The sequence below is a fragment of the Pseudomonas sp. R1-6 genome, from assembly GCF_051132115.1.
In the GTDB taxonomy this organism is placed as follows: Bacteria; Pseudomonadota; Gammaproteobacteria; order Pseudomonadales; family Pseudomonadaceae; genus Aquipseudomonas.
This window is the reverse complement of the sequence record NZ_CP071662.1, coordinates 191,778-212,556: the sequence shown is the minus strand read 5'-3', so window position 1 is coordinate 212,556 and position 20,779 is coordinate 191,778. Positions and strand designations below refer to the sequence as shown.

The following is a 20,779-nucleotide window of genomic DNA, read 5'->3' as shown; positions in this document are numbered from 1 at the left end:
CTTAGTGACGCTGTCGTCCAAATTCCTAGAAAGTCTGGAGTCCTTATGTCGCTTACCCCTGAGCTGGTTGCCGAACTGGAAATCCTTGCACTCTTCAACCTGGACAGTTCCCAGGAAGGCCTGAAAATTCATCAGACCGCTGCCCCCAAAGCCATCGCCGCTGCCCAACGCCTGTTTGACAAAGAACTCATCACCCAACCCGATGGCGGTTACCTGACCAGCCTGGGCCGTGATGCCGCACAGAATGTGCAAACGGTCCTGACGATTCTTAGCGTCCAAGAAACCGCCTGATTTTCCGCCTCGCCCACGGAAATCCCTCTGCTCGGGATTTCCGCAGGCGCGTGGCGCCTCCGTAAAAATACTTGGCTCGACCGCGTTTTCCAGCTCAAGAATTCCAGGAACCGGGCGCTATCCTGCCATCACCTGTTTTTTTCCCCACGTTCGACGCCGCGATCCGGTTTGAGCTGACATGACCCGCAACCATGAAATACGCCCCGATCTGGACGAGGGAATCGACCGCAAGGTCCTGAGCCAGCTGCGCGCGCGTTTCCTCAAGCTCAACAGCGGCCGAATGGAGCGCGCCCTCGAAGGGCTGTCGACCCGCCAGCAGGGCGTGTTGACGCTGCTTCCGCTGTTTTTTCATGTCAACCATCCCTTATTGCCCGGTTATGTCTCGGGCAGCACACCGGCCGGGCTGTCCAATTACGAACCCGACACCGACGTCCTCGCCGAGGCCCAGCGGCTGACTCGCTCGTTCTCGTACAAACCTCGCCACGGCAGCAACCCACCGCGGCCCATCCTCGGCCTGTTCCTGATGGGCAGTCTCGGCACCTTGGCCCAGGCCGATCAGAGCGACATGGACGTTTGGGTGTGCCATGGCCCGGACCTGAGCGACGACGAACTGGCCGAACTGCGAAAGAAATGCCAGTTGCTGGAAACCTGGGCGGCCACCCAGGGCGCCGAAGCGCACTTCTTCCTCATCGACCCGCAGCGATTCGTCCGCGGCGAACGGGACAATCAGCTCAGCTCCGACGACTGTGGAACCACCCAGCATTATCTGCTGCTGGATGAGTTCTATCGCACCGCGATCTGGCTGGCCGGGCGCACGCCAATCTGGTGGCTGGTGCCGGTCTACGAAGAAGAAAACTACCAGCAGTACACCCATACGCTGATCTCCAAACGCTTCATTCGTGCGGACGAGACTCTGGACTTGGGTCACCTGGCCTACATCCCGCCGGGAGAATTTATCGGCGCCGGGCTCTGGCAGTTATTCAAGGGAATCGAATCGCCCTACAAGTCGGTGCTCAAACTATTGCTGACCGAGGTCTACGCCAGCGAACATCCGGATGTCCGCTGCCTGAGCCTGCGTTTCAAGCAGGCGGTGTTCGCCAATCATCTGGATCTGGATGAGCTGGATCCGTACATGGTCGTTTATCGCCGCCTCGAGGAATACCTGATCGCCCGCGGCGAGCCGGAACGTCTGGAACTGATCCGGCGCGCCCTGTACCTGAAGGTCAATCGCAAGCTCACCGGCCATGCTCGCAGCAGCGGCTGGCAGCGCAACCTGCTGGAGCGCCTGGCCCGGGATTGGGGCTGGGACCAACGTCAACTGGCGCTGCTGGACAGCCGCAGCCAGTGGAAGGTGCGCCAAGTCAGCAACGAGCGGCGGGCCCTGGTCAACGAGCTGACCTACAGCTATCGCTTCCTGACCCAGTTCGCCCGCACCGAGAAAACCGTCAGCCTGATCAACAAGCGCGACCTCAATGTTCTCGGTCGCCGGCTGTACGCGGCCTTCGAGCGCAAGGCCGACAAGGTCGAGTTCATCAATCCCGGGATTGCCCCGGACCTGGCGGAAGACACCCTGACCCTGGTCCAGTCGCCGAACAAGAAAGAGCCCGGGCAAAACCAATGGGGTTTGTACAACGGCAGCCTGAACGCGCTGGAATGGGAAAATTTCGCCCCCATCAAACGCAGCCGCGAGCTGCTCGAATTACTCACCTGGTGTCATCGCAACGGTGTGATCGACAGCAGCACGCGTCTGGCGCTGCACCCCGGCGAAAGCGACCTGAGCGAGTTTGAACTGTTCAACCTGCTGGGCAGTTTGCAGCAGGCCATCGCTTTGCCCCTGGCCACGGTCGACGAAGAACAGTTGCTCCACGCCAGCGTGCCCAGTGAAGTGTTGATTCTGGTAAACGTGGGCGTCGACCCACTCAAGCATCACCGCGACCTGAACATCCTGATGACCACCGAGCGCACCGATTCCCTGAGCTACGCCGGGGTCCGGGAAAACCTGGTGCTGACCCTCGACCAGGTCACGCTCAATAGCTGGAATGAAGTGCTGGTCAACCGCTTCGACGGCGAGCATGCCCTGCTCGATTGCTTGCGCGACTACCTCAACGCCTTGGCTGCGATACAACGCCAGCCGCGCTTGCAGGTCCGGTGCTTCTGTCACAACCGCGCGCAATTCATCGCACGCCGGGTCGAAGAAGTCATCGAGACCACCCAGACCCTGCTATTGAGCAAGCTCAATTACCGTTATCTGCTGCAAGTCCAGCAGCACTACCACGTATTGGAATTGGTGCCGGGCCAGGTCAGCCACGTGGCGCTGGGCAGCCTGTCGGCATTGATGGATTATCTGGGGGAAGAGCTGACGGCCTATAGCCCGCTGCACCTGGATTCAATGGCGCTGGAAGATCACGATGTGGCGCTGATCCTGCCCATGGGCCAACCCGAGTGCATCCAGGTGTTCTACCGGGTCTATGAGGACGAAGCCGAGCTGTACGTGCTCGATGAGCTCAACGCCTTGTGGCAGCAGCGCTTGCCTTATCACGACGAACAGAGCCTGCTGGTACCGCTGCAGCGGTTCCTGCAATCGGTGCTGTACCGCCGCGATGCCTTGCTACCGATGGACGCTGCCCAGCCGGTCACGCTGGAAATGCTCTATTACCAGCTCCTGCCTTCAGGGAACGGGCGGGCCCGGAGGGTCGAATCACGACAGGCGCCGCAGACGCCGGTCAACAAACCGTTCTATGACGTACAAGCAATCATCGGCAAAGCGGCGCACGGACAAGTGCACGTCACCCTGTATTGCGATCAGCGGGAATTTTCGGAACTGGAGCATGGCGACCAATTGTTTCATGTGGTCGCCAGGGAAATTGTCGGGCAGCGCCGCGACGCCGAACGCTATCGTTGCTACATCACCGACCTGGACCTCTCGGGCCTGGTGGGTGACGGCGCCAGCCCAAGTATCCTGTTCCTGCGCTACAAAGCCGACCTGGAACGGGCACTGAACGAGGCGCTGAACCAGGTCTGAGGCGGGCTTCAGAATGCGCAGTCGCCACCGTTGACCGGCTGCGACTCGACCTCCAGCAATGTCAGCTTCAAGGTCTTGCCGCCCGGCGCCGGCCAGTCGATGTGCTGGCCGACTTTCAAGCCCAGCAAGGCGCTGCCCACCGGCGCCAGGATCGAAATCTTGCCCTCGTCGGCGTTGGCATCCTTGGGGTAGACCAGCGTCAGGTGATAATCCTTGCCGCTGCTTTCCTCGCGACAGTGCACCCGCGAGTTCATGGTTACGACATCGGCAGGCACTTCATCGTGACCCACCAGGTTCTCGGCGCGATCCAGTTCGGTTTGCAAGGCGATCACGCCGGGAAGCGTTTCATCCAGGCTGTCGATCAAACGCTCCAGACGCTGCACGTCCAAGCGAGTAAGGGTGATGGAAGGTGCGGTCATGATTCAGGCAGACTCCTTTCTTCTGCACGAAAAAGCAAAACCCCGCCACATAAAGACGGGGTTTTCACGCGCCTCGATGAGTTGAGGCGTTGCTGGACACTACCACAGCTCAAAAAATATACAACCCAAGGGCTCTCGCCACAAAAGCGCTCTCGCCAATCCAGCGATTAAACCAGCGACTTGCGCTTGAGCGCCTCGGCGCAAATCAACCGCCGACGCTCATCATCAGCCGAGCGCCATTCGCGTATATCCTCCACATGCCGGAAACACCCCAGGCAGACCTTGCGTTCATCGAGCTTGCACACACTGGTGCACGGCGACGGCACGGCCGGGCTGACATTGCTGTAGAGCGGCTTGGGCGGCCGCGCCGGGACGGTCTGGCTCACGGAATCACAAACCTTCGAAATCGAATTCGACGCCAGCCTGCTGCTTGACGATGCGCTCGAGCATCTCGCCCAGTTGCTCTTCGCTCTTGTCACACATCCAGCGCTCGCTTTCCTCGTCGTAGTCGAAGTGGAAACCACCGGACACCGCCGCCAGCCACAACTGCCGCAACGGCTCCTGGCGGCTGAAAATCAGCTGGGTGCCATTTTCGAACTTGACGGTCAGTACGCCGGCGGAGATTTCCAGGTCGATGTCCAGGTCGCTCTCGTCGAAGATATCCTCCAGCTTTTCCTGGGTTTCATCGACCAGATCGTGGAAACGGGCTTCAGTCAAACTCATTGCGACAACCTCAAAATGTCTGATCATGCTCAAGCGCCGCAAGATACGGACGCGCCCGGCTGAATGCAAAGGATAACGACCAAGGGCCCGTAGGTGCTGAACATTGTCCGTCGAATGAACGCCCCTGGAGCCCAAGGCCCGCCGGACGGGCGCCCCGTTGCATAGGCAAGCTGTCGGGTGGCCGGTATACTCCGGCGCAATTAACGCATTTTCAAGGATTTCGCCATGAAGCGCCTGATCTCTTCCCTTGCTGCGCTCGTCGCGGTTGCCTGCCTTGTGACAGCCTGTGGTCAAAAAGGTCCGCTGTACCTGCCTGATGACAGCAAGTCCCCTGAAGAGCAGGCCAAGTCGTCGCAATCCAAGTCCCACTCGCACGACACCCAGACCACTTACTAAGGGACCGCCATGGACGCTTTTAACTACCGTGGCGGGGAGCTGTTCGCGGAAGGGGTTGCCCTGTCCGCGATCGCCGAACGTTTCGGCACGCCGACCTACGTCTATTCCCGGGCCCACATCGAAGCCCAGTACCGGACGTTCGCCGATGCCCTCGAAGGCATGCCGCACCTGGTGTGCTTCGCTGTAAAAGCGAACTCGAACCTGGGCGTGCTCAACGTCCTGGCGCGCCTGGGCGCAGGCTTCGACATCGTGTCCGGTGGCGAGCTGGAGCGCGTGCTGGCCGCGGGCGGTAGCGCCGACAAAATCGTGTTCTCCGGCGTCGGCAAGACCCGCGAAGACATGCGTCGCGCCCTGGAAGTCGGCGTGCACTGCTTCAACATCGAATCCACTGACGAACTGGAGCGCCTGCAAGTCGTCGCCGCCGAACTGGGTGTTCGTGCGCCGGTTTCCCTGCGCGTGAACCCGGACGTCGACGCCGGCACCCACCCGTACATTTCCACGGGCCTTAAGGAAAACAAGTTCGGCATCGCCATTGCCGACGCCGAGGACGTGTACGTACGCGCCGCCCAACTGCCGAACCTGGAAGTGCTGGGCGTCGATTGCCACATCGGCTCGCAACTGACCACCCTGGAACCGTTCATTGACGCCCTCGACCGCCTGCTGGCGCTTGTCGATCGCCTCGGCGATTGCGGCATCTACCTGCGTCACATCGACCTGGGCGGCGGTGTCGGCGTGCGCTATCGCGATGAAGAGCCACCGCTGGTGGCCGACTACATCAAGACCGTGCGCGAGCGCCTCGAAGGCCGTGACCTGGCGCTCATGTTCGAGCCCGGCCGCTACATCGTCGCCAACGCCGGCGTGCTGGTGACCCAGGTCGAGTACCTCAAGCACACCGAGCACAAGGATTTCGCCATCGTCGACGCGGCGATGAATGACCTGATCCGCCCGGCGCTGTACCAGGCCTGGATGGACGTCACAGCCGTGCGCCCTCGCGATACCGCGGCCCGCCCCTACGACATCGTCGGGCCGATCTGCGAAACCGGCGACTTCCTTGCCAAGGGCCGGGAGTTGGCGCTGGAAGAAGGCGATCTGCTGGCCGTTCATTCGGCGGGTGCCTACGGGTTTGTCATGAGTTCCAACTACAACACCCGCGGCCGCTGCGCCGAGGTGCTGGTGGACGGTGATCAGGCATTCGAAGTACGCCGCCGCGAGACGGTAGCCGAACTGTTTGCCGGCGAAAGCCTGCTGCCGGAGTAAAACCATGCTGCTGCGTTTTACCAAGATGCACGGCCTGGGCAATGACTTCATGGTCCTCGACCTGGTCAGCCAGCACGCGCATATCCTGCCCAAGCACGCCAAACAATGGGGCGACCGGCACACCGGCATCGGTTTCGACCAATTGCTGATCGTCGAGGCACCAAACAACCCGGACGTGGATTTCCGCTACCGGATCTTCAATGCCGACGGTTCAGAAGTGGAGCAGTGCGGCAACGGCGCGCGCTGTTTCGCCCGTTTCGTGCTGGACAAGCGCCTGACCGCCAAGCGGCAGATTCGCGTCGAGACCAAAAGCGGCATCATCGAACTGGATGTGCGCAGTGACGGCCAGATCGGCGTCAACATGGGCGCCCCGCGCCTGGTGCCGGCGGATATCCCATTCCAAGCGCCAGCCCAAGCCCTGAGCTATACCGTGGACGTCGACGGCACCGCGGTGGAACTGGCGGCGATCTCCATGGGCAACCCCCATGCCGTACTGCGCGTGGACGACATCAACAGCGCTGCCGTACACGACCTGGGACCAAAGATCGAAAACCATCCGCGCTTCCCGGCGCGCGTCAACGTCGGCTTTTTGCAAGTCATCGATCGCCACCGCGCCCAACTGCGTGTATGGGAACGTGGCGCCGGGGAAACCCAGGCATGCGGCACGGGCGCCTGCGCCGCCGCCGTCGCCGCGATCAGCCAGGGGTGGATGGATTCGCCGCTGCTGATCGACCTGCCAGGCGGGCGCCTGTCCATCGAATGGGCAGGCCCAGGCCAACCGGTGATGATGACCGGCCCGGCCGTACGCGTATACGAAGGACAAGTTCGTCTTTGAGTGAGCCAAACCCATGACCGACAAGCCAAAGGTTCCAGCCCCGCAGCCCGACGAATCCTCGAGCCCCTCAGACGCCGCGGCCGTGGCCGCCTACCTGGAGGCGCATCCGGACTTCTTCGTCGAGCATGAAGACCTGCTTGCAACGATGCGGATCCCCCACCGGCGCGGCGATACCGTGTCGCTGGTCGAGCACCAGATGAAGATCCTGCGTGAACGCAACATCGAAATGCGCCATCGCCTCTCGCACCTGATGGACGTCGCCCGGGACAACGACCGGCTCTTCGACAAGACCCGTCGGCTGATCCTCGCGCTGATGGACGCCAGTACTCTTGAAGACCTGGTAATGAGCGTCGAAGACAGCCTGCGCCAGGATTTCCAGGTGCCCTTTGTCAGCCTGATCTTGTTTGGCGACAACGCGATGCCGGTGGGCCGCTGGGTCACCCACGCCGACGCGCAGACGGCCATTGGCGGGCTGCTTACCGAAAACAAAAGCGTCAGTGGCAGCCTGCGCGAACATGAGCTGGATTTCCTGTTTGGCGAAGAACAGCGCAAGCAGATCGGCTCCACCGCCGTTGTCGCCATCGCCCACCAAGGCGTGCATGGCGTGCTGGCCATCGCCAGTCGCGATCCGCAGCACTACAAGAGCTCGGTGGGTACGCTGTTCCTGAGCTATATCGCCGAAGTAACCGGCCGTGTGCTGCCACGGGTTGCCGGTTCGCTGCGTTCGGTACGCTGATGATGGAGCGGCAACTGGACGCCTACTGCGAACACCTGCGCAGTGAGCGCCAGGTGTCCCCTCACACCCTGTCGGCCTACCGTCGTGACCTCGAAAAGGTGCGGGGCTGGTGCCAGAAGCAAAACATCGACAACTGGTCGGCCCTCGATATCCAGCGCCTGCGCAGCCTCGTTGCTCGCCTGCATCAGCAAGGGCAATCCTCCCGCAGCCTGGCGCGACTGTTGTCGGCGGTGCGCGGCCTGTATCAATACCTCAATCGCGAGGGCCTGTGCGATCACGATCCAGCCACAGGCCTGGCACCCCCCAAGGGCGAACGCCGGTTGCCGAAGACCCTCGACACCGACCGTGCCTTGCAATTGCTCGATGGCGCCGTCGAGGATGATTTCATGGCGCGACGGGACCAGGCGATCCTCGAACTCTTCTACTCCTCAGGCCTGCGGCTTTCCGAGCTGACGGGGCTGAACCTGGACCAATTGGACTTGGCCGACGGCCTGGTTCAGGTACTCGGTAAAGGCAGCAAGACCCGCTTGCTGCCTATCGGCCGCAAGGCCCGCGAAGCCCTGGAGCTTTGGTTGCCACTACGAGCGCTGACCAACCCCGTCGATGACGCGGTCTTCGTCAGCCTGCAAGGCCGACGCCTGGGCCCACGTACCATCCAGCTGCGGGTCAAGGCCGCCGGCGAACGGGAGCTCGGTCAGAACCTGCACCCGCATATGCTCCGGCATTCGTTCGCCAGTCATCTGCTGGAATCTTCCCAGGACCTGCGTGCCGTCCAGGAACTGCTTGGCCACTCGGACATCAAGACGACCCAGATCTATACCCACCTGGATTTCCAGCACCTGGCGACGGTCTATGACAGTGCCCACCCCAGGGCCAAACGCATCAAGGGCGACGAATCATGACCATCGAGCTCATCACCTTCGACCTGGACGACACGCTGTGGGACACCGCGCCGGTGATCGCCAGCGCCGAAGCCGTACTACGTCAATGGCTGACCGACAACGCACCCGACCTAGGCGATTTTCCCGTGGAGCGCTTGTGGGCGATCCGCGCCCAAGTGCTCAGCGAAGAACCGAACCTCAAGCACCGCATCAGTGCGTTGCGCAGGCGCGTGCTGTTCCGGGCGCTGCAAGATGCCGGCTACGACCAGTGGCGAGCCTCTGAGTTGGCGGACCAAGGATTCGAAGCATTCCTGCATGCCCGCCATCAACTGGAGATCTTTCCAGACGTACAGCCGACCCTGGAAATCCTCGCCAATCATTTCGCACTTGGCGTCGTCACCAACGGCAACGCCGACGTGCGACGCCTGGGGCTGGCGGATTATTTCAAGTTTGCCCTGTGCGCCGAGGACATTGGCATCGCCAAGCCTGACGCAAGACTGTTCGAGGAAGCCTTGCAGCGCGGCGGTGCCACGGCACAGACCGCCGTGCATGTAGGCGATCACCCGGGCGACGACATCGCCGGCGCCCAGCAGGCCGGTCTGCGTGCGGTGTGGTTCAACCCGATGGGCAAGGCCTGGGATGCCGATCACGCACCGGATGCGGAGATTCGCAGCCTGACCGAACTGCCAGGGTTATTGGCGGCGTGGCATAGCCAACCCTGAACCTTGTGGGAGCGAGCTTGCTCCCACAGGGCCGAGCCTGTCCGTGGAGTTTATCCCGCCCATGAAAAAGCCCGCAGCGACGGCGGGCTTTTTCAGCAAGCAAGAAACAGAGGCTCAGATAGGGCGACTGCCATACTTGTTGTCGGGCTTCTTGGGCGGATCGGCGACCACGTTGGCCTCCACTTCCTGCACCTTTCCGCCCCTGGCCAGGAATTCCTCCATGGCCTTGGCAAGCGCGTCACGCTCCTTGTTCTTGGCCTCTACGCTCGGTAACTCGTCGACTGATACCGCTGCCTTGGCCTTGCCTTTGGCAGTGGGGACCGGAACATCGGCACCTTCGTCGTCGGCAACATCTTCAGCCGCCGCTTCCAGGCCTTCTTCGGTCTCGTCTTCGTCACCTACTTCGAGGTCGTCGTTTTCCAGATCATCGTCGCTCATGTTCTACCTCATGACTTGCGAAAAGCAGATTAGTTATAGCCCAGCTTCGCCATCTGTCGAAGGCTGCCAGAAAAAATTCAAGATCCGCTGACAAGCAGCGGTCATGCCCCTTCACCGTGCAAGGTGGCGAGGACTTTACGAGCACCGCCATGATCTCGGTGCTCGCCCAGATAAACGCCTTGCCAGGTACCCAACGCCAACCGTCCCGCCGTCACCGGAAGGCTGAGCTGACATCCCAGCACACTGGCCTTGAAGTGCGCCGGGAGGTCGTCCAGGCCTTCGTCGTTGTGCTCATAGCCGGCGGTTCCTTGTGGGATCAGCCGATTGAAAAATCGTTCGAAGTCTCGACGTACCGCCGGATCGGCGTTCTCGTTGATGGTCAACGAGGCCGAGGTGTGCTGCAGCCACAGATGCAACAGACCGACACGGCATGCCTTGAGTTCAGGCAGGCCGGCGAGTAGCTCGTCCGTCACCAGATGAAAGCCCCGGGGCCTCGCCCGCAGGGTTATCAGCGTCTGTTGCCACATACAGATCTCCGCACGTTCGGCGCGCATTCTAGCGCGCTCTGGAAAAAAACAAAGGGCCTAATATTCCTGCCTCGATGTAAGTCTTTGGCGGTAGAAAAACCCATGTCGTATACACAACAAAAGGCGTCGGAAAAAACCGGCGAACCTTGTGAGCAATGACAAATTCCAGACAAAAAAATGCCCGGCGAACCGGGCATTTTTTTTGCGCGTTGCTTACAGGTTGTAACCACGCTCGTTGTGCTGGGCCAAGTCCAGGCCCACGGCTTCTTCTTCCTCGGAGACACGCAGGCCCATGACGGCGTCCAGTACCTTGAGAATGATGAAGGTCACGACCGCGGTATAGATCACGGTGAAACCCACGCCTTTGAATTGAATCCACACTTGTGCGCCGATATCGGTCACGGTGCCGAAGCCACCCAGTGCCGGTGCAGCGAATACACCGGTCAGGATCGCCCCGAGGATACCGCCGATGCCATGTACGCCGAAGGCATCCAGGGAGTCGTCATAGCCGAGCTTGCGCTTGAGGGTGGTGGCGCAGAAGAAGCACACCACGCCCGCCGCCAGGCCGATGACCAACGCGCCCATCGGGCCCACGGTGCCGGCAGCCGGGGTGATTGCAACCAGGCCGGCCACCACGCCCGAGGCAATGCCCAGCGCGCTTGGCTTGCCGTGGGTGATCCACTCGGCAAACATCCAGCCCAGTGCCGCGGCAGCCGTGGCGATCTGGGTGACCAGCATCGCCATGCCGGCAGTGCCGTTGGCCGCGACGGCGGAGCCGGCGTTGAAGCCGAACCAGCCTACCCACAGCATGGCCGCGCCCATCAGGGTATAACCCAGGTTATGCGGTGCCATTGGGGTGGTCGGGAAGCCTTTGCGCTTGCCCAATACCAGACAGGCTACGAGACCGGCGATACCGGCGTTGATATGCACCACGGTGCCGCCAGCGAAGTCCAGCACGCCCCAATCCCACATCAGGCCGCCGTTGCCGGACCAGACCATGTGCGCAATCGGCGCATACACCAAGGTGAACCACACGCCCATGAAGATCAGCATGGCGGAGAATTTCATCCGCTCGGCAAAGGCACCGACGATCAGCGCTGGGGTGATGATGGCGAAGGTCATCTGGAAAGTGATGAACACCGCTTCCGGAAACAATGCAGCCGGACCGGTCAGGCTGGCCGGGGTGACGCCCGCCAGGAATGCCTTGCCCAGGCCGCCGATGAAGGAATTGAAGTTGACGACGCCCTGTTCCATGCCAGTGGTGTCGAACGCGATGCTGTAGCCGTAGATGACCCACAGGACGCTGATCAGACCGGTGATGGCGAAGCACTGCATCATCACCGAAAGAATGTTTTTCGACCGAACCATGCCGCCGTAGAACAGCGCAAGGCCAGGGATGGTCATGAACAGGACAAGAATCGTGGCAGTCAGCATCCAGGCAGTGTCGCCGGAGTTGAGGACTGGGGCTGCCGCTTCTTCCGCCATGGCCAGGCCAGGCATTACGAAGGACAACAGGGCTCCTAGCCCTGCGAATTTACGCAGAGTCATATTGTTTTCTCCTGGGGCGTTGGGTTTGACGGCTTAGATAGCGTCGGTATCGGTTTCGCCGGTACGGATGCGAATGGCCTGTTCCAGATTGACCACGAAGATCTTTCCGTCACCAATCTTGCCGGTGTTGGCGGCCTTGGTAATCGCCTCGATGACCCGATCAAGATCCTTGTCGTCGATGGCGACATCGATCTTCACCTTGGGCAGGAAGTCGACCACGTATTCCGCGCCGCGATACAGCTCGGTATGGCCTTTCTGCCGACCGAAGCCTTTGACTTCAGTAACGGTAATGCCCTGCACGCCGATTTCGGACAGCGACTCGCGTACGTCGTCCAGCTTGAACGGCTTGATGATGGCAGTGACTAGCTTCATGAAACTCTCTCCCGAATTGGTGGACTTGCCCCAGGAAAACAAACCCGACTCAAGTCTAAGCGCAGTGCCTGGCTTTGTAACGCGTCGTCGGCCCAAGTTGCCCGACCGGTGCCAGCTGACTACTCCTGACGAAACTCCCCGCTCCGCCTGCTGCACTGCATTCGTCACAGCGACTGCATCAGTGCATGGGTCACCAGCCACTAAGCAGAAAGCTTGCCATCTGTACCCAACCCCCCTGATTTCAACCCTTTACCCGTTGCGCCGGTCTGCGCCGAACCACGAACCGCAGCGATACGCACAACAACGGTGCGGTGATGCCCGGGGCCGTGCGCGAAAAGCGTGCAACCCGAGCCGCGAATTGACTATAGACACTGCGTGATACACTGCCCGCCATTGTTTCCAGGACACCTGACATGCTCGCGCCCAAAGACCTCCTCGACGCCCTGAGCGGCCACGCCTCCCGCCTGTTGAGCGGCGACACGCCACTCCCCAAGAATGAAATCGAAAGCCAGTTCAAGGCCCTGCTGCAAAGCGGGTTCAGCAAGCTGGACCTGGTCAGCCGGGAAGAATTCGACAGCCAGATGGTCGTGCTGGCCCGGACCCGGGCACGGCTGGAGAGCCTGGAAGCCAAGGTGGCCGAGCTGGAGGCGCGACTCGACCCCAAGGACGAGTGAGCACCTCTTGCCAGGGACGCGGCGTTAAGCGCGTGATTTGTCCCAGGCCCACCAGATCATCCAAAGCGCCGGCAGGGGCTCGCCGCCTGTAACGGCAATTGAAAAACAACCGCCTGAATGGCGGTTGTTCATTCATGCCCCCACTTGCGCAACATCCTGCGAAAATTTGCCCCTTCAATTGCCCCGCCCTCTCAGTTTCCCCGGACTAGTCTTCAAGAGCCGCAGGATGCGGCTCTCCATCAGTCAAGGAACGCTTCATGTCGCTCGCCATCGTCCACAGCCGCGCCCAAGTGGGGGTCGAAGCCCCTGCCGTTACCGTTGAGGTTCATCTGGCCAACGGCTTGCCGTCACTGACGATGGTCGGCCTGCCGGAGGCGGCGGTGAAGGAGAGCAAGGACCGGGTGCGCAGCGCGATCATCAATTCAGGGCTCAATTTCCCGGCGCGGCGCATCACCCTGAACCTGGCGCCAGCGGATCTCCCCAAGGACGGAGGCCGGTTCGACCTGGCGATTGCCTTGGGAATCCTGTCGGCCAGCGTGCAGGTGCCGACCTTGATGCTGGACGACGTGGAGTGCCTCGGCGAACTGGCATTGTCCGGCGCCGTGAGACCGGTACGCGGCGTGCTCCCCGCGGCGCTGGCGGCACGCAAGGCTGGACGCATGCTGTTGGTACCCCGGGCCAACGCCGAGGAAGCTTGCCTGGCATCGGGGCTGAAGGTGATCGCCGTGGACCATCTGCTCGAAGCAGTGGCGCATTTCAACGGCCACGCCCCAGTCGAGCCTTTTGTGTCCAACGGGCTGCTCTCGGCCAGCAAACCCTATCCCGACCTCAGCGAAGTACAAGGTCAAGCCGGAGCCAAGCGCGCCTTGCTGATCGCGGCAGCGGGAGCTCACAACCTGTTGTTCAGTGGCCCACCCGGTACGGGCAAGACGCTGCTGGCGAGTCGTTTGCCGGGGTTGCTGCCACCGCTGGCCGAAAGCGAGGCCCTGGAAGTCGCGGCTATACAGTCGGTCGCCAGTTGTGTGCCCTTGAGCCATTGGCCGCAACGGCCGTTCCGCCAGCCACACCATTCGGCGTCCGGCCCTGCCCTGGTGGGTGGAGGCTCCAAGCCGCAACCGGGGGAAATCACCCTCGCCCACCACGGCGTGCTGTTCCTGGACGAGCTTCCAGAGTTTGATCGCAAGGTATTGGAAGTCCTGAGGGAGCCCTTGGAGTCGGGGCATATCGTGGTTTCGCGCGCCCGCGATCGCGTGCGCTTCCCGGCCCGCTTCCAGTTGGTAGCGGCCATGAACCCCTGCCCCTGTGGATACCTTGGCGAGCCCAGCGGCCGCTGCTCGTGCACACCGGACATGGTGCAGCGCTATCGCAACAAGCTGTCCGGCCCCTTGCTCGACCGCATCGACCTGCACCTGACCGTGGCGCGGGAAGCCACGGCGCTCAATCCCAAAGGCGAACCGGGTGACGACACCGCCACCGCGGCCGAGCGGGTGGCCGAAGCCCGGGAACGCCAGCAAACCCGCCAAGGCTGTGCCAACGCATTCCTCGATCTACCGGGGCTGCGCCGCCATTGCAAACTGTCCTCGACCGACGAGGCGTGGCTGGAAACCGCCTGCGAACGACTGTCCCTGTCGCTGCGAGCCGCCCACCGCTTGCTGAAGGTCGCCCGCACGCTGGCCGACCTTCAGCAGTTGGAACGGATCAGCCGCGAGCACCTGGCCGAAGCCCTGCAATACCGGCCCGCAACGCCATGAAACAGGTCACGGCTTGCTCAGGTCCACCAGCGGTGTGTCTCGCACCTCGACCTTTCGATCGCCCTGGATGTCATCAATGCGCTTGAGGGCTTTGTCCACGGCCCCCTTGTCCGCCAGAAGACTGTAGTGGATCTGGAACTGCTTGCGCTCTTTCGGTGCGATGCTGGGCACCAGGCCCAGCGGACGCTGGTAGCGGCGGTTATAGGAAAAACTGGTACCTGGCTCCAAGCCGGTCACGTAGCCCTGGCCTTGGGTATCGGTGTTTTTCCACAGGGAAAACACCGGAAGCGTCCCGGTATTGAAGCCCACGGAAACGCCGAGGCTACCGGCCTTGTTGTGCAGGACGGTCAGCGTATCGCCCTTGGCGTCGGCGTAAGGCACGACGTTGTAAACGGTTTCATCGTAGTCCTTGGTGGGAGCTCGATAGGTGGTCCAATCCTTCAGGTCGCCCTTGGCCTTGTCGTTGAACGGCGAAACCTGTTTGACCGGGGCGGCGAAGCGGGCCCCCTGCTCCAGGAATGGCGTGCTGAAATTGCTGTGATAGAGCGCCTGGTATTCCTTTGGATAATCGCCATTGTTGGTCAGCGTGTCGTTGAGGGAAAAGGTCACGCTGCCGGGCTCGGTGACCAATTCAGTCTGGACCGAGAAGTCAACCTTCTTGAACGCCTGCTCCTTCAACTCGCCTCGCAGGGTGATGGCGTAAGGTGGCTTTTCATCGATGTGCAAGGTGACTTTGTTCGCCGGAATGTTCGCGGCGCGCCCATGCAAGGTCAGCAGTTCACCGTTGTCGATGCCGGGGTGGCCGACCCACTCATAGCCGCAGCGGGTCACCAACTCATTGAAGCCTTCGAGCCAGCCCAGGCCACCTCGGCCGTTGAGTTCGATGAATGCTGGATTGACCACTTCTTTGACCGGCGAATCCCAGCCCATACGCACATCGCCGACCGAGGCTTGAAGCACGTTCATGCCACGGGTCGGGACGACTGACAGCTTCAGAGTGCCGTTGTCGATGTCGACAATGCTCACGCCTTCCTGACGCCCCCCGTGGAGGGTGCGCATCGTCACGGAAAACGGCTTATCGGTTTTCACGCCCAGTTGTTGGCTGGTGATTTGCCAGGGTTGGGCGGCTTTATCGGAGTCGAGCAGTACGTAATCCCACGCCATCGCATGGGAAGCTACGCCCAAGGCGCCGAGGGCAACGAAGAGTCTTAGGGAATTCATGGAGACGGCCTTTTGTTGGAGTTGTGCGGTTTTTATAGACTTGAAGAAACGTTTCAGCAAGCCAAAAAACAGCAACTACCTGAAAAAGTACACGGCTACAGATTGGAGATTTTTTGCGGGAAACGAGCTTGCTCGCCGTGATTTTTTTCCTAGGCAGCCTAGAACCCGTGGCGAGGGAGCTTGCTCCCGCTCGACTGCGCAGCAGTCGCAAGACGCGACGATAAGGTCTGCCTGAAAAGCCACGGGCCTGCTATGCAGGCCCGCGGGAGCAAGCTCCCTTGCAACGGGATTGGGTTGGCTTGCTCGTGAGGGGACGGTTTCAGCGGAACCGATCGACTTCTTTGCGAAGGTCCTGCGCCAGTTTTTCCAGTTCCTTGGCGGTGATCGCCAGGTTCGAAACCACTTCGCGCTGTTCGCTGTTGGCCATGGCAATACTCTGCAGGTTGCTGCTGAGCAGGGTCGCGGTGCTGCTTTGCTCCTGCGTAGCCGTAGTGATCGCGGCGAATTGCTGGCCGGCCGAGCGGCTTTGCTCATCGATACGCGCCAGGGCCGAGGCCACGTTGGCGTTACGCGACAAGCCTTCCTGCATGAGCAGGTTGCCCTTCTCCATGGTGCTGATGGCGTTGCCGGTTTCCTGCTGGATGCTGTTGATCATGCCGGAAATTTCGTCAGTGGCCTGGCGAGTGCGCGAGGCCAGGCTCCGAACCTCGTCAGCTACCACGGCAAAACCACGACCCTGCTCGCCCGCCCGTGCAGCTTCGATGGCGGCGTTCAACGCCAGCAGGTTGGTTTGCTCGGCGATCGAAGTGATCACACCGACAATGCCACCGATCTCCTGGGATCGCTGGCCCAGCGTGTTGATGACCGTTGCAGTGCTGTTCAAGGCGCCCGCGATCTGTTCCAGGGACGATGACGCTTCGTCCATCGAGGTACGGCCGATGCGAGTCTGTTGGGCATTGTCCTGTGCCACGCGCTCGGTATTGCCCATGTTGTCGGCGATGTTCAGGGAGGTGGCGCTGAATTCTTCCACCGCCCCGGCCATGCTGGTGATCTCGCCGGACTGTTGCTCCATCCCTTCATAGGCGCCACTGGACAATCCGGAGAGAGCCTGGGCACGGCTGTTGACCTCTTGGGAGGCTTTGCGAATGTGCTCGACCATGGTCGACAAGGCTTGGCTCATCTGGTTGAACGCACGGGCCAGTTGGCCGATCTCGTCGTGGCTCGACACATTCAGGCGCACGCTCAGGTCGCCGGCGCCCAAGGCTTCGGCCTGACGCACCAAGTCACCGAGGGGAGCCAGTTTGCTGCGCAACAGCCATACCGCCGCACCGACCGCCAGCAACATCGCCAGCAAACTGCCGATCGCCAGTTGCGTACCGACGTTCCAGGTCACTGCGTTGATCTCGGTTTTCGGCATGCTCGCCACGACCGACCAGGGCCCGCCCTCGAACGGCACGGCAACGCTATAGAACTCCTCCGCGGTGTCGTCCCAGAAAGCACCCTTGCCAGGCTTCTTGACCAACGCTGTGATGGCCGCGGTAGCACGGTCCAGTGCCTGCACACCGGCCGGCGGCACCAACCATTTGTTCTGCTCGTCCAATAACGCCAGCGAACCGGTCTGTCCGATTCGGAAGCGCTTGAGGTTTTCGAACTGCGCATTCTGCGCATCGGTGTAATCGAATCCTACGTACAACACGGCAATGATCTTGCCGCTGCCATCACGTACAGGCGTGTACTGCGACATGTAGAAGCGCCCGAACAGCAACGCCCGGCCAATGTAGCTCTGGCCGCTGATCACCGGGCCGTACGCCGGTCCGGCGCGGTCGAGCACAGTACCGATGGCGCGCGTACCGTCCTGTTTGCTGACGGATGTACTGACGCGGACAAAATCGTCGCCGCTGCGCACGAATACCGTGGCCACGCCGGCGGTCATCGTCTTGAAATCATCCACTTCCTTGAAATTGTTGTTCAACACTTCGCTGCCAAGGCTCAAGCCAGGCGTCTGAACGCCCGCCACCGTCACCGGCTGGTCCGGATGCACGCTCAAGCCGGCGCTGAAACGCTTTTCGAACAGACCCGCCAGCCGTTGGGTGCTTTCGCGCAACGTGCTGTGGAACGTGTTGAGCTGATCGGCCATCAGCCGCGCTTCGCTCGCGAGATGCTCTTCACGGGTAGAAAGGTTTGCAGCGTCAAGCGAACGCAAGGCAAAGACAGTACTGCCGGAGATCACGACCGCCAGTATCACGGCAAGGGCAAGGCCTAGCTGTGAGGCGATCCGGGCACGAGGTTGAGACATGACGGCTCCTGGCCGAGAGACTGGATCATCTTGATCACATCGCACGCTCGGCATCTGATTCGATGAGGTAGGTATTGGCCCTTTCTGAACGAAGGTTCTATGTTCACCTTCGGCCGTAACGCCGAATACTTGAGGGCTTTGGAAGGAATAATACCAAGTGGCTAGCACGGCGACTGCAACGTTTCAGCCCAGGCGCTTGACCTCAGGTAGTTGCATGGCCTTCACCTCGCTCTGGAGAAAGTCGCTGAGCCGGCGCAAACGTTCACCCCCGGGCCGGGTTTTCGGCCAGACCAGGTAGTAATGCTCGCCGCTGGCGACAGCGGTTGGCCATGGCAGGCTCAAGCGCCCCTGGGCAACGTCCTCGGCCACCATCAACAAATCGCCCATGGATACGCCGTAGCCGCGCGCGGCCGCGATCATGCCCAGTTCCAGGGTATCGAACACCTGACCGCCCCTGAGCGAGACTTTGTCAGCCAAGCCCATGCGCTGCAGCCAATTGCGCCAGTCGCGGCGATCCGGAGTGGGATGCAATAGCTCGGCCTTGGCCAATCGCGCCACATCCCAGGGTTGGTCATTGAGCAGGTTCGGAGCGCCGACCGGTATCAACTCCTCGGGAAACAGCAGGCTGGCCTCCCAGTCCGCAGGGAAATGCCCATTGCCCAGCAGGACTGCGCAATCGAAGGGCTCGGTATTGAAATCCACCGAGTCGATGTCCATCCAGGCGCTTGTCAGCTGCACTTCGTTGCCCGGTTGCAGATGGCGAAAGCGGCTCAGGCGCGCCAGCAGCCAGCGCATGGTCAGGGTCGATGGCGCCTTCATCCGCAGGATGCCGTCTTCTCCGTGCAATGTGTGGCAAGCCCGCTCCAGCGCCATGAAGCCCTCCCGCACGCCCGGCAGCAGCAGGCGCGCCGACTCGGTCAGTTGCAGGTTGCGCCCGCTGCGCTGGAACAGTCGACAGGCAAAGTGATCTTCCAGTGTGCGGATGTGCCGGCTGACGGCGCTCTGGGTGATCGACAGCTCCTCGGCGGCGCGGGTAAACGAGCTGTAGCGCGCCGCGGCTTCGAATGCCCGTAGCGCATAAAGCGGAGGAAGACGGCGAGACATCGCAAAAGCTCCATGGCGTGGTTTGCAAACTCTACCAGAAACCCATTCAGCATGAGTTTTAATCATGCCAGCAATCTTTTTTATCCTTTTGTGCAATCCGGCGGGAGGGCCGAGAATCTTCGTCTTACTGCCTTGCTGGAACATGGAGTGTGATGATCATGCGGCATCCTGTGCGTACCGAACTCTGGGCCATCCTGCGCCTGGCGGGACCGTTGATTGCTTCGCAGTTGGCGCACATGCTGATGGTGCTGACGGACACCCTGATGATGGCTCGCCTGAGCCCCGAAGCCCTGGCAGGCGGCGGGCTCGGGGCGGCGAGCTATTCATTCGTATCGATTTTCTGCATCGGCGTGATCGCGGCGGTGGGCACCCTGGTAGCGATCCGCCAGGGCGCGGGCGACATCGAAGGCGCCACCCGGCTGACCCAGGCCGGATTATGGCTGGCCTGGTTGATGGCGCTGGTGGCGGGCCTGCTGTTGTGGAATCTCAAGCCGGTGCTGTTGATGTTCGGCCAGACCGAAACCAACGTGCTCTCTGCCGGGCAATTTTTGCTGGCACTGCCGTTCGCCCTGCCCGGTTACCTGAGTTTCATGGCCCTGCGTGGCTTTACCAGCGCCATCGGGCGGGCCACGCCGGTGATGGTGATCAGCCTCGGCGGCACGGTGGCCAACTTCCTTCTCAACTATGCGCTCATCACCGGCATGTTCGGCCTGCCGAAGCTCGGCCTGATGGGGATCGGCCTGGTCACGGCCATCGTCGCCAACTGCATGGCCCTGGCGCTGGCCTGGCACATTCATCGGCACTCGGCCTACCGCGCTTATCCATTGCTTGCCGGCCTGTCGCGACCCAATCGCCAATACCTCAAGGAACTGTGGCGACTGGGCTTGCCGATTGGTGGCACTTACGCGGTGGAAGTCGGCCTGTTCGCATTCGCCGCCCTGTGCATGGGCACCATGGGCAGCACGCCGCTGGCGGCCCACCAGATCGCGCTGCAAATCGTCTCGGTGGCCTTCATGGTTCCGGCGGGCATGTCCTACGCCATCACCATGCGTATCGGCCAGCATTACGGTGCCGGGCAATTGCTCATGGCGCGCCTGGCCGGGAGGGTCGGGATTGGTTTTGGCGCGGCCGCCATGCTGGCGTTCGCCATGGTGTTCTGGCTGCTGCCGAATCAATTGATCGGCCTGTTCCTGGACCATGAGGACCCGGCGTTCCGCGCGGTCATCGACCTGGCGGTGAGCCTGTTGGCCGTGGCGGCGTGGTTCGAGCTGTTCGACGGCACACAAACCATCGCGATGGGTTGCATCCGCGGATTGAAGGACGCCAAGACCACGTTCCTGGTGGGCCTGGGTTGCTATTGGTTGATCGGCGCGCCGGCGGCGTGGTGGATGGCGTTCCATTTGCATTGGGGCCCGACCGGTGTCTGGTGGGGCCTCGCCCTGGGCCTGGCCTGCGCGGCGGTGAGCCTGACGTTGGCGTTCGAGTGGAAGATGAAGCGGATGATTCGCAGCGAGCCGGGACAGCAAGGTTTCGAAGCGATCCAGGCCAAATGAAACAAAGCCCCTT

The 20,779-nt window shown here is 61.5% G+C and carries 21 protein-coding genes; 11 read left to right on the top strand and 10 right to left on the bottom strand.

Annotated features, from left to right (window positions below; translation table 11 throughout):
* Positions 1-45 precede the first annotated feature (45 nt).
* The gene (locus J3P81_RS00905; protein ID WP_030129110.1) at positions 46-291 is read left to right on the top strand and encodes a TIGR02647 family protein; all 246 of its coding nucleotides are present in this window, start codon (positions 46-48) and stop codon (positions 289-291) included.
* A 178-nt stretch (positions 292-469) separates the two neighbouring features.
* On the top strand, positions 470-3,313 hold the full coding sequence (locus J3P81_RS00900) for a class I adenylate cyclase (protein WP_434561659.1): 2,844 nt from the start codon (positions 470-472) through the stop codon (positions 3,311-3,313).
* A gap of 8 nt (positions 3,314-3,321) precedes the next feature.
* On the opposite strand, the gene rnk is transcribed toward J3P81_RS00900, so the two are convergent.
* From rnk to cyaY, 3 genes are all read right to left on the bottom strand, one after another.
* Positions 3,322-3,732, bottom strand: coding sequence for a nucleoside diphosphate kinase regulator (gene rnk, locus J3P81_RS00895; protein WP_420765145.1), 411 nt, complete (start codon positions 3,730-3,732; stop codon positions 3,322-3,324).
* A gap of 167 nt (positions 3,733-3,899) precedes the next feature.
* Positions 3,900-4,118, bottom strand: coding sequence for a DUF1289 domain-containing protein (locus tag J3P81_RS00890; protein WP_420765146.1), 219 nt, complete (start codon positions 4,116-4,118; stop codon positions 3,900-3,902).
* A gap of 4 nt (positions 4,119-4,122) precedes the next feature.
* Positions 4,123-4,455 (bottom strand): iron donor protein CyaY, encoded by a 333-nt coding sequence (cyaY, locus tag J3P81_RS00885; RefSeq protein ID WP_420765147.1) that lies wholly within the window; start codon positions 4,453-4,455, stop codon positions 4,123-4,125.
* A 225-nt stretch (positions 4,456-4,680) separates the two neighbouring features.
* Here cyaY and lptM point away from each other — a divergent pair, with 225 nt between their 5' ends.
* From lptM to J3P81_RS00855, 6 genes are read left to right on the top strand one after another with little or no spacing between them, the layout of a single operon-like run.
* Positions 4,681-4,851: an LPS translocon maturation chaperone LptM gene (gene lptM, locus J3P81_RS00880; protein WP_033034938.1), complete on the top strand. Its 171-nt coding sequence runs from the start codon at positions 4,681-4,683 to the stop codon at positions 4,849-4,851.
* A 9-nt stretch (positions 4,852-4,860) separates the two neighbouring features.
* On the top strand, positions 4,861-6,108 hold the full coding sequence (gene lysA / locus J3P81_RS00875) for a diaminopimelate decarboxylase (protein ID WP_420765148.1): 1,248 nt from the start codon (positions 4,861-4,863) through the stop codon (positions 6,106-6,108).
* Positions 6,109-6,112: 4 nt separating this feature from the next.
* Positions 6,113-6,943, top strand: a complete 831-nt coding sequence (gene dapF, locus J3P81_RS00870) for a diaminopimelate epimerase (RefSeq protein ID WP_420765149.1) — start codon at positions 6,113-6,115, stop codon at positions 6,941-6,943.
* A 13-nt stretch (positions 6,944-6,956) separates the two neighbouring features.
* The gene (locus J3P81_RS00865; protein WP_420765150.1) at positions 6,957-7,679 is read left to right on the top strand and encodes a DUF484 family protein; all 723 of its coding nucleotides are present in this window, start codon (positions 6,957-6,959) and stop codon (positions 7,677-7,679) included.
* Positions 7,680-7,681: 2 nt separating this feature from the next.
* Complete coding sequence (gene xerC, locus J3P81_RS00860; protein ID WP_420765177.1) at positions 7,682-8,581, top strand: tyrosine recombinase XerC; 900 nt, start codon at positions 7,682-7,684, stop codon at positions 8,579-8,581.
* A complete protein-coding gene (locus J3P81_RS00855; protein ID WP_420765151.1) occupies positions 8,578-9,282 on the top strand; it encodes an HAD family hydrolase in 705 nt (234 codons plus the stop codon). The genes xerC and J3P81_RS00855 overlap by 4 nt, the downstream gene beginning before the upstream one ends.
* A gap of 114 nt (positions 9,283-9,396) precedes the next feature.
* Here J3P81_RS00855 and sutA read toward each other — a convergent pair whose 3' ends face one another.
* The 4 genes from sutA to glnK all read right to left on the bottom strand — a co-directional run bounded on the left by sutA (position 9,397) and on the right by glnK (position 12,167).
* A complete protein-coding gene (gene sutA / locus J3P81_RS00850) occupies positions 9,397-9,720 on the bottom strand; it encodes a transcriptional regulator SutA (RefSeq protein ID WP_420765152.1) in 324 nt (107 codons plus the stop codon).
* A 101-nt stretch (positions 9,721-9,821) separates the two neighbouring features.
* The gene (locus tag J3P81_RS00845; protein ID WP_420765153.1) at positions 9,822-10,247 is read right to left on the bottom strand and encodes a secondary thiamine-phosphate synthase enzyme YjbQ; all 426 of its coding nucleotides are present in this window, start codon (positions 10,245-10,247) and stop codon (positions 9,822-9,824) included.
* A 213-nt stretch (positions 10,248-10,460) separates the two neighbouring features.
* Complete coding sequence (locus J3P81_RS00840; protein WP_420765154.1) at positions 10,461-11,795, bottom strand: ammonium transporter; 1,335 nt, start codon at positions 11,793-11,795, stop codon at positions 10,461-10,463.
* Positions 11,796-11,828: 33 nt separating this feature from the next.
* Complete coding sequence (glnK, locus tag J3P81_RS00835; protein ID WP_002555808.1) at positions 11,829-12,167, bottom strand: P-II family nitrogen regulator; 339 nt, start codon at positions 12,165-12,167, stop codon at positions 11,829-11,831.
* Positions 12,168-12,580: 413 nt separating this feature from the next.
* Between glnK and J3P81_RS00830 the strand changes: the two genes are divergently transcribed.
* Positions 12,581-12,841 carry an accessory factor UbiK family protein gene (locus tag J3P81_RS00830; RefSeq protein ID WP_420765155.1) on the top strand — a complete coding sequence of 87 codons (261 nt, stop codon included), beginning with the start codon at positions 12,581-12,583 and terminating at the stop codon, positions 12,839-12,841.
* Between the two features lie 257 nt (positions 12,842-13,098).
* Complete coding sequence (locus J3P81_RS00825; protein ID WP_434561657.1) at positions 13,099-14,592, top strand: YifB family Mg chelatase-like AAA ATPase; 1,494 nt, start codon at positions 13,099-13,101, stop codon at positions 14,590-14,592.
* A gap of 6 nt (positions 14,593-14,598) precedes the next feature.
* Here J3P81_RS00825 and J3P81_RS00820 read toward each other — a convergent pair whose 3' ends face one another.
* The 3 genes from J3P81_RS00820 to J3P81_RS00810 form a co-directional block, all read right to left on the bottom strand.
* Positions 14,599-15,813: an aldose 1-epimerase family protein gene (locus J3P81_RS00820; protein ID WP_434561655.1), complete on the bottom strand. Its 1,215-nt coding sequence runs from the start codon at positions 15,811-15,813 to the stop codon at positions 14,599-14,601.
* Between the two features lie 319 nt (positions 15,814-16,132).
* Positions 16,133-18,109, bottom strand: a complete 1,977-nt coding sequence (locus tag J3P81_RS00815) for a methyl-accepting chemotaxis protein (RefSeq protein WP_434561653.1) — start codon at positions 18,107-18,109, stop codon at positions 16,133-16,135.
* Positions 18,110-18,292: 183 nt separating this feature from the next.
* Entirely contained in the window at positions 18,293-19,213 is a 921-nt protein-coding gene (locus J3P81_RS00810; protein ID WP_420765159.1) for a LysR substrate-binding domain-containing protein, read from the bottom strand.
* Between the two features lie 152 nt (positions 19,214-19,365).
* Here J3P81_RS00810 and J3P81_RS00805 point away from each other — a divergent pair, with 152 nt between their 5' ends.
* Complete coding sequence (locus J3P81_RS00805; RefSeq protein WP_434561651.1) at positions 19,366-20,766, top strand: NorM family multidrug efflux MATE transporter; 1,401 nt, start codon at positions 19,366-19,368, stop codon at positions 20,764-20,766.
* The last annotated feature ends 13 nt before the right edge of the window (positions 20,767-20,779 follow it).

Excerpts from the sequence above, each read along its gene's own strand:
- J3P81_RS00840 (WP_420765154.1), bottom strand. The coding sequence starts at position 11,795 with ATGACTCTGCGTAAATTCGCAGGGCTAGGAGCCCTGTTGTCCTTCGTA.
- sutA (WP_420765152.1), bottom strand. The coding sequence starts at position 9,720 with ATGAGCGACGATGATCTGGAAAACGACGACCTCGAAGTAGGTGACGAA.
- J3P81_RS00830 (WP_420765155.1), top strand. The coding sequence starts at position 12,581 with ATGCTCGCGCCCAAAGACCTCCTCGACGCCCTGAGCGGCCACGCCTCC.
- J3P81_RS00815 (WP_434561653.1), bottom strand. The coding sequence starts at position 18,109 with ATGTCTCAACCTCGTGCCCGGATCGCCTCACAGCTAGGCCTTGCCCTT.
- J3P81_RS00905 (WP_030129110.1), top strand. The coding sequence starts at position 46 with ATGTCGCTTACCCCTGAGCTGGTTGCCGAACTGGAAATCCTTGCACTC.
- J3P81_RS00805 (WP_434561651.1), top strand. The coding sequence starts at position 19,366 with ATGATCATGCGGCATCCTGTGCGTACCGAACTCTGGGCCATCCTGCGC.
- J3P81_RS00855 (WP_420765151.1), top strand. The coding sequence starts at position 8,578 with ATGACCATCGAGCTCATCACCTTCGACCTGGACGACACGCTGTGGGAC.
- lysA (WP_420765148.1), top strand. The coding sequence starts at position 4,861 with ATGGACGCTTTTAACTACCGTGGCGGGGAGCTGTTCGCGGAAGGGGTT.
- cyaY (WP_420765147.1), bottom strand. The coding sequence starts at position 4,455 with ATGAGTTTGACTGAAGCCCGTTTCCACGATCTGGTCGATGAAACCCAG.
- J3P81_RS00865 (WP_420765150.1), top strand. The coding sequence starts at position 6,957 with ATGACCGACAAGCCAAAGGTTCCAGCCCCGCAGCCCGACGAATCCTCG.
- xerC (WP_420765177.1), top strand. The coding sequence starts at position 7,682 with ATGGAGCGGCAACTGGACGCCTACTGCGAACACCTGCGCAGTGAGCGC.
- J3P81_RS00825 (WP_434561657.1), top strand. The coding sequence starts at position 13,099 with ATGTCGCTCGCCATCGTCCACAGCCGCGCCCAAGTGGGGGTCGAAGCC.
- J3P81_RS00820 (WP_434561655.1), bottom strand. The coding sequence starts at position 15,813 with ATGAATTCCCTAAGACTCTTCGTTGCCCTCGGCGCCTTGGGCGTAGCT.
- J3P81_RS00845 (WP_420765153.1), bottom strand. The coding sequence starts at position 10,247 with ATGTGGCAACAGACGCTGATAACCCTGCGGGCGAGGCCCCGGGGCTTT.
- J3P81_RS00900 (WP_434561659.1), top strand. The coding sequence starts at position 470 with ATGACCCGCAACCATGAAATACGCCCCGATCTGGACGAGGGAATCGAC.
- J3P81_RS00810 (WP_420765159.1), bottom strand. The coding sequence starts at position 19,213 with ATGTCTCGCCGTCTTCCTCCGCTTTATGCGCTACGGGCATTCGAAGCC.
- dapF (WP_420765149.1), top strand. The coding sequence starts at position 6,113 with ATGCTGCTGCGTTTTACCAAGATGCACGGCCTGGGCAATGACTTCATG.
- rnk (WP_420765145.1), bottom strand. The coding sequence starts at position 3,732 with ATGACCGCACCTTCCATCACCCTTACTCGCTTGGACGTGCAGCGTCTG.
- glnK (WP_002555808.1), bottom strand. The coding sequence starts at position 12,167 with ATGAAGCTAGTCACTGCCATCATCAAGCCGTTCAAGCTGGACGACGTA.
- lptM (WP_033034938.1), top strand. The coding sequence starts at position 4,681 with ATGAAGCGCCTGATCTCTTCCCTTGCTGCGCTCGTCGCGGTTGCCTGC.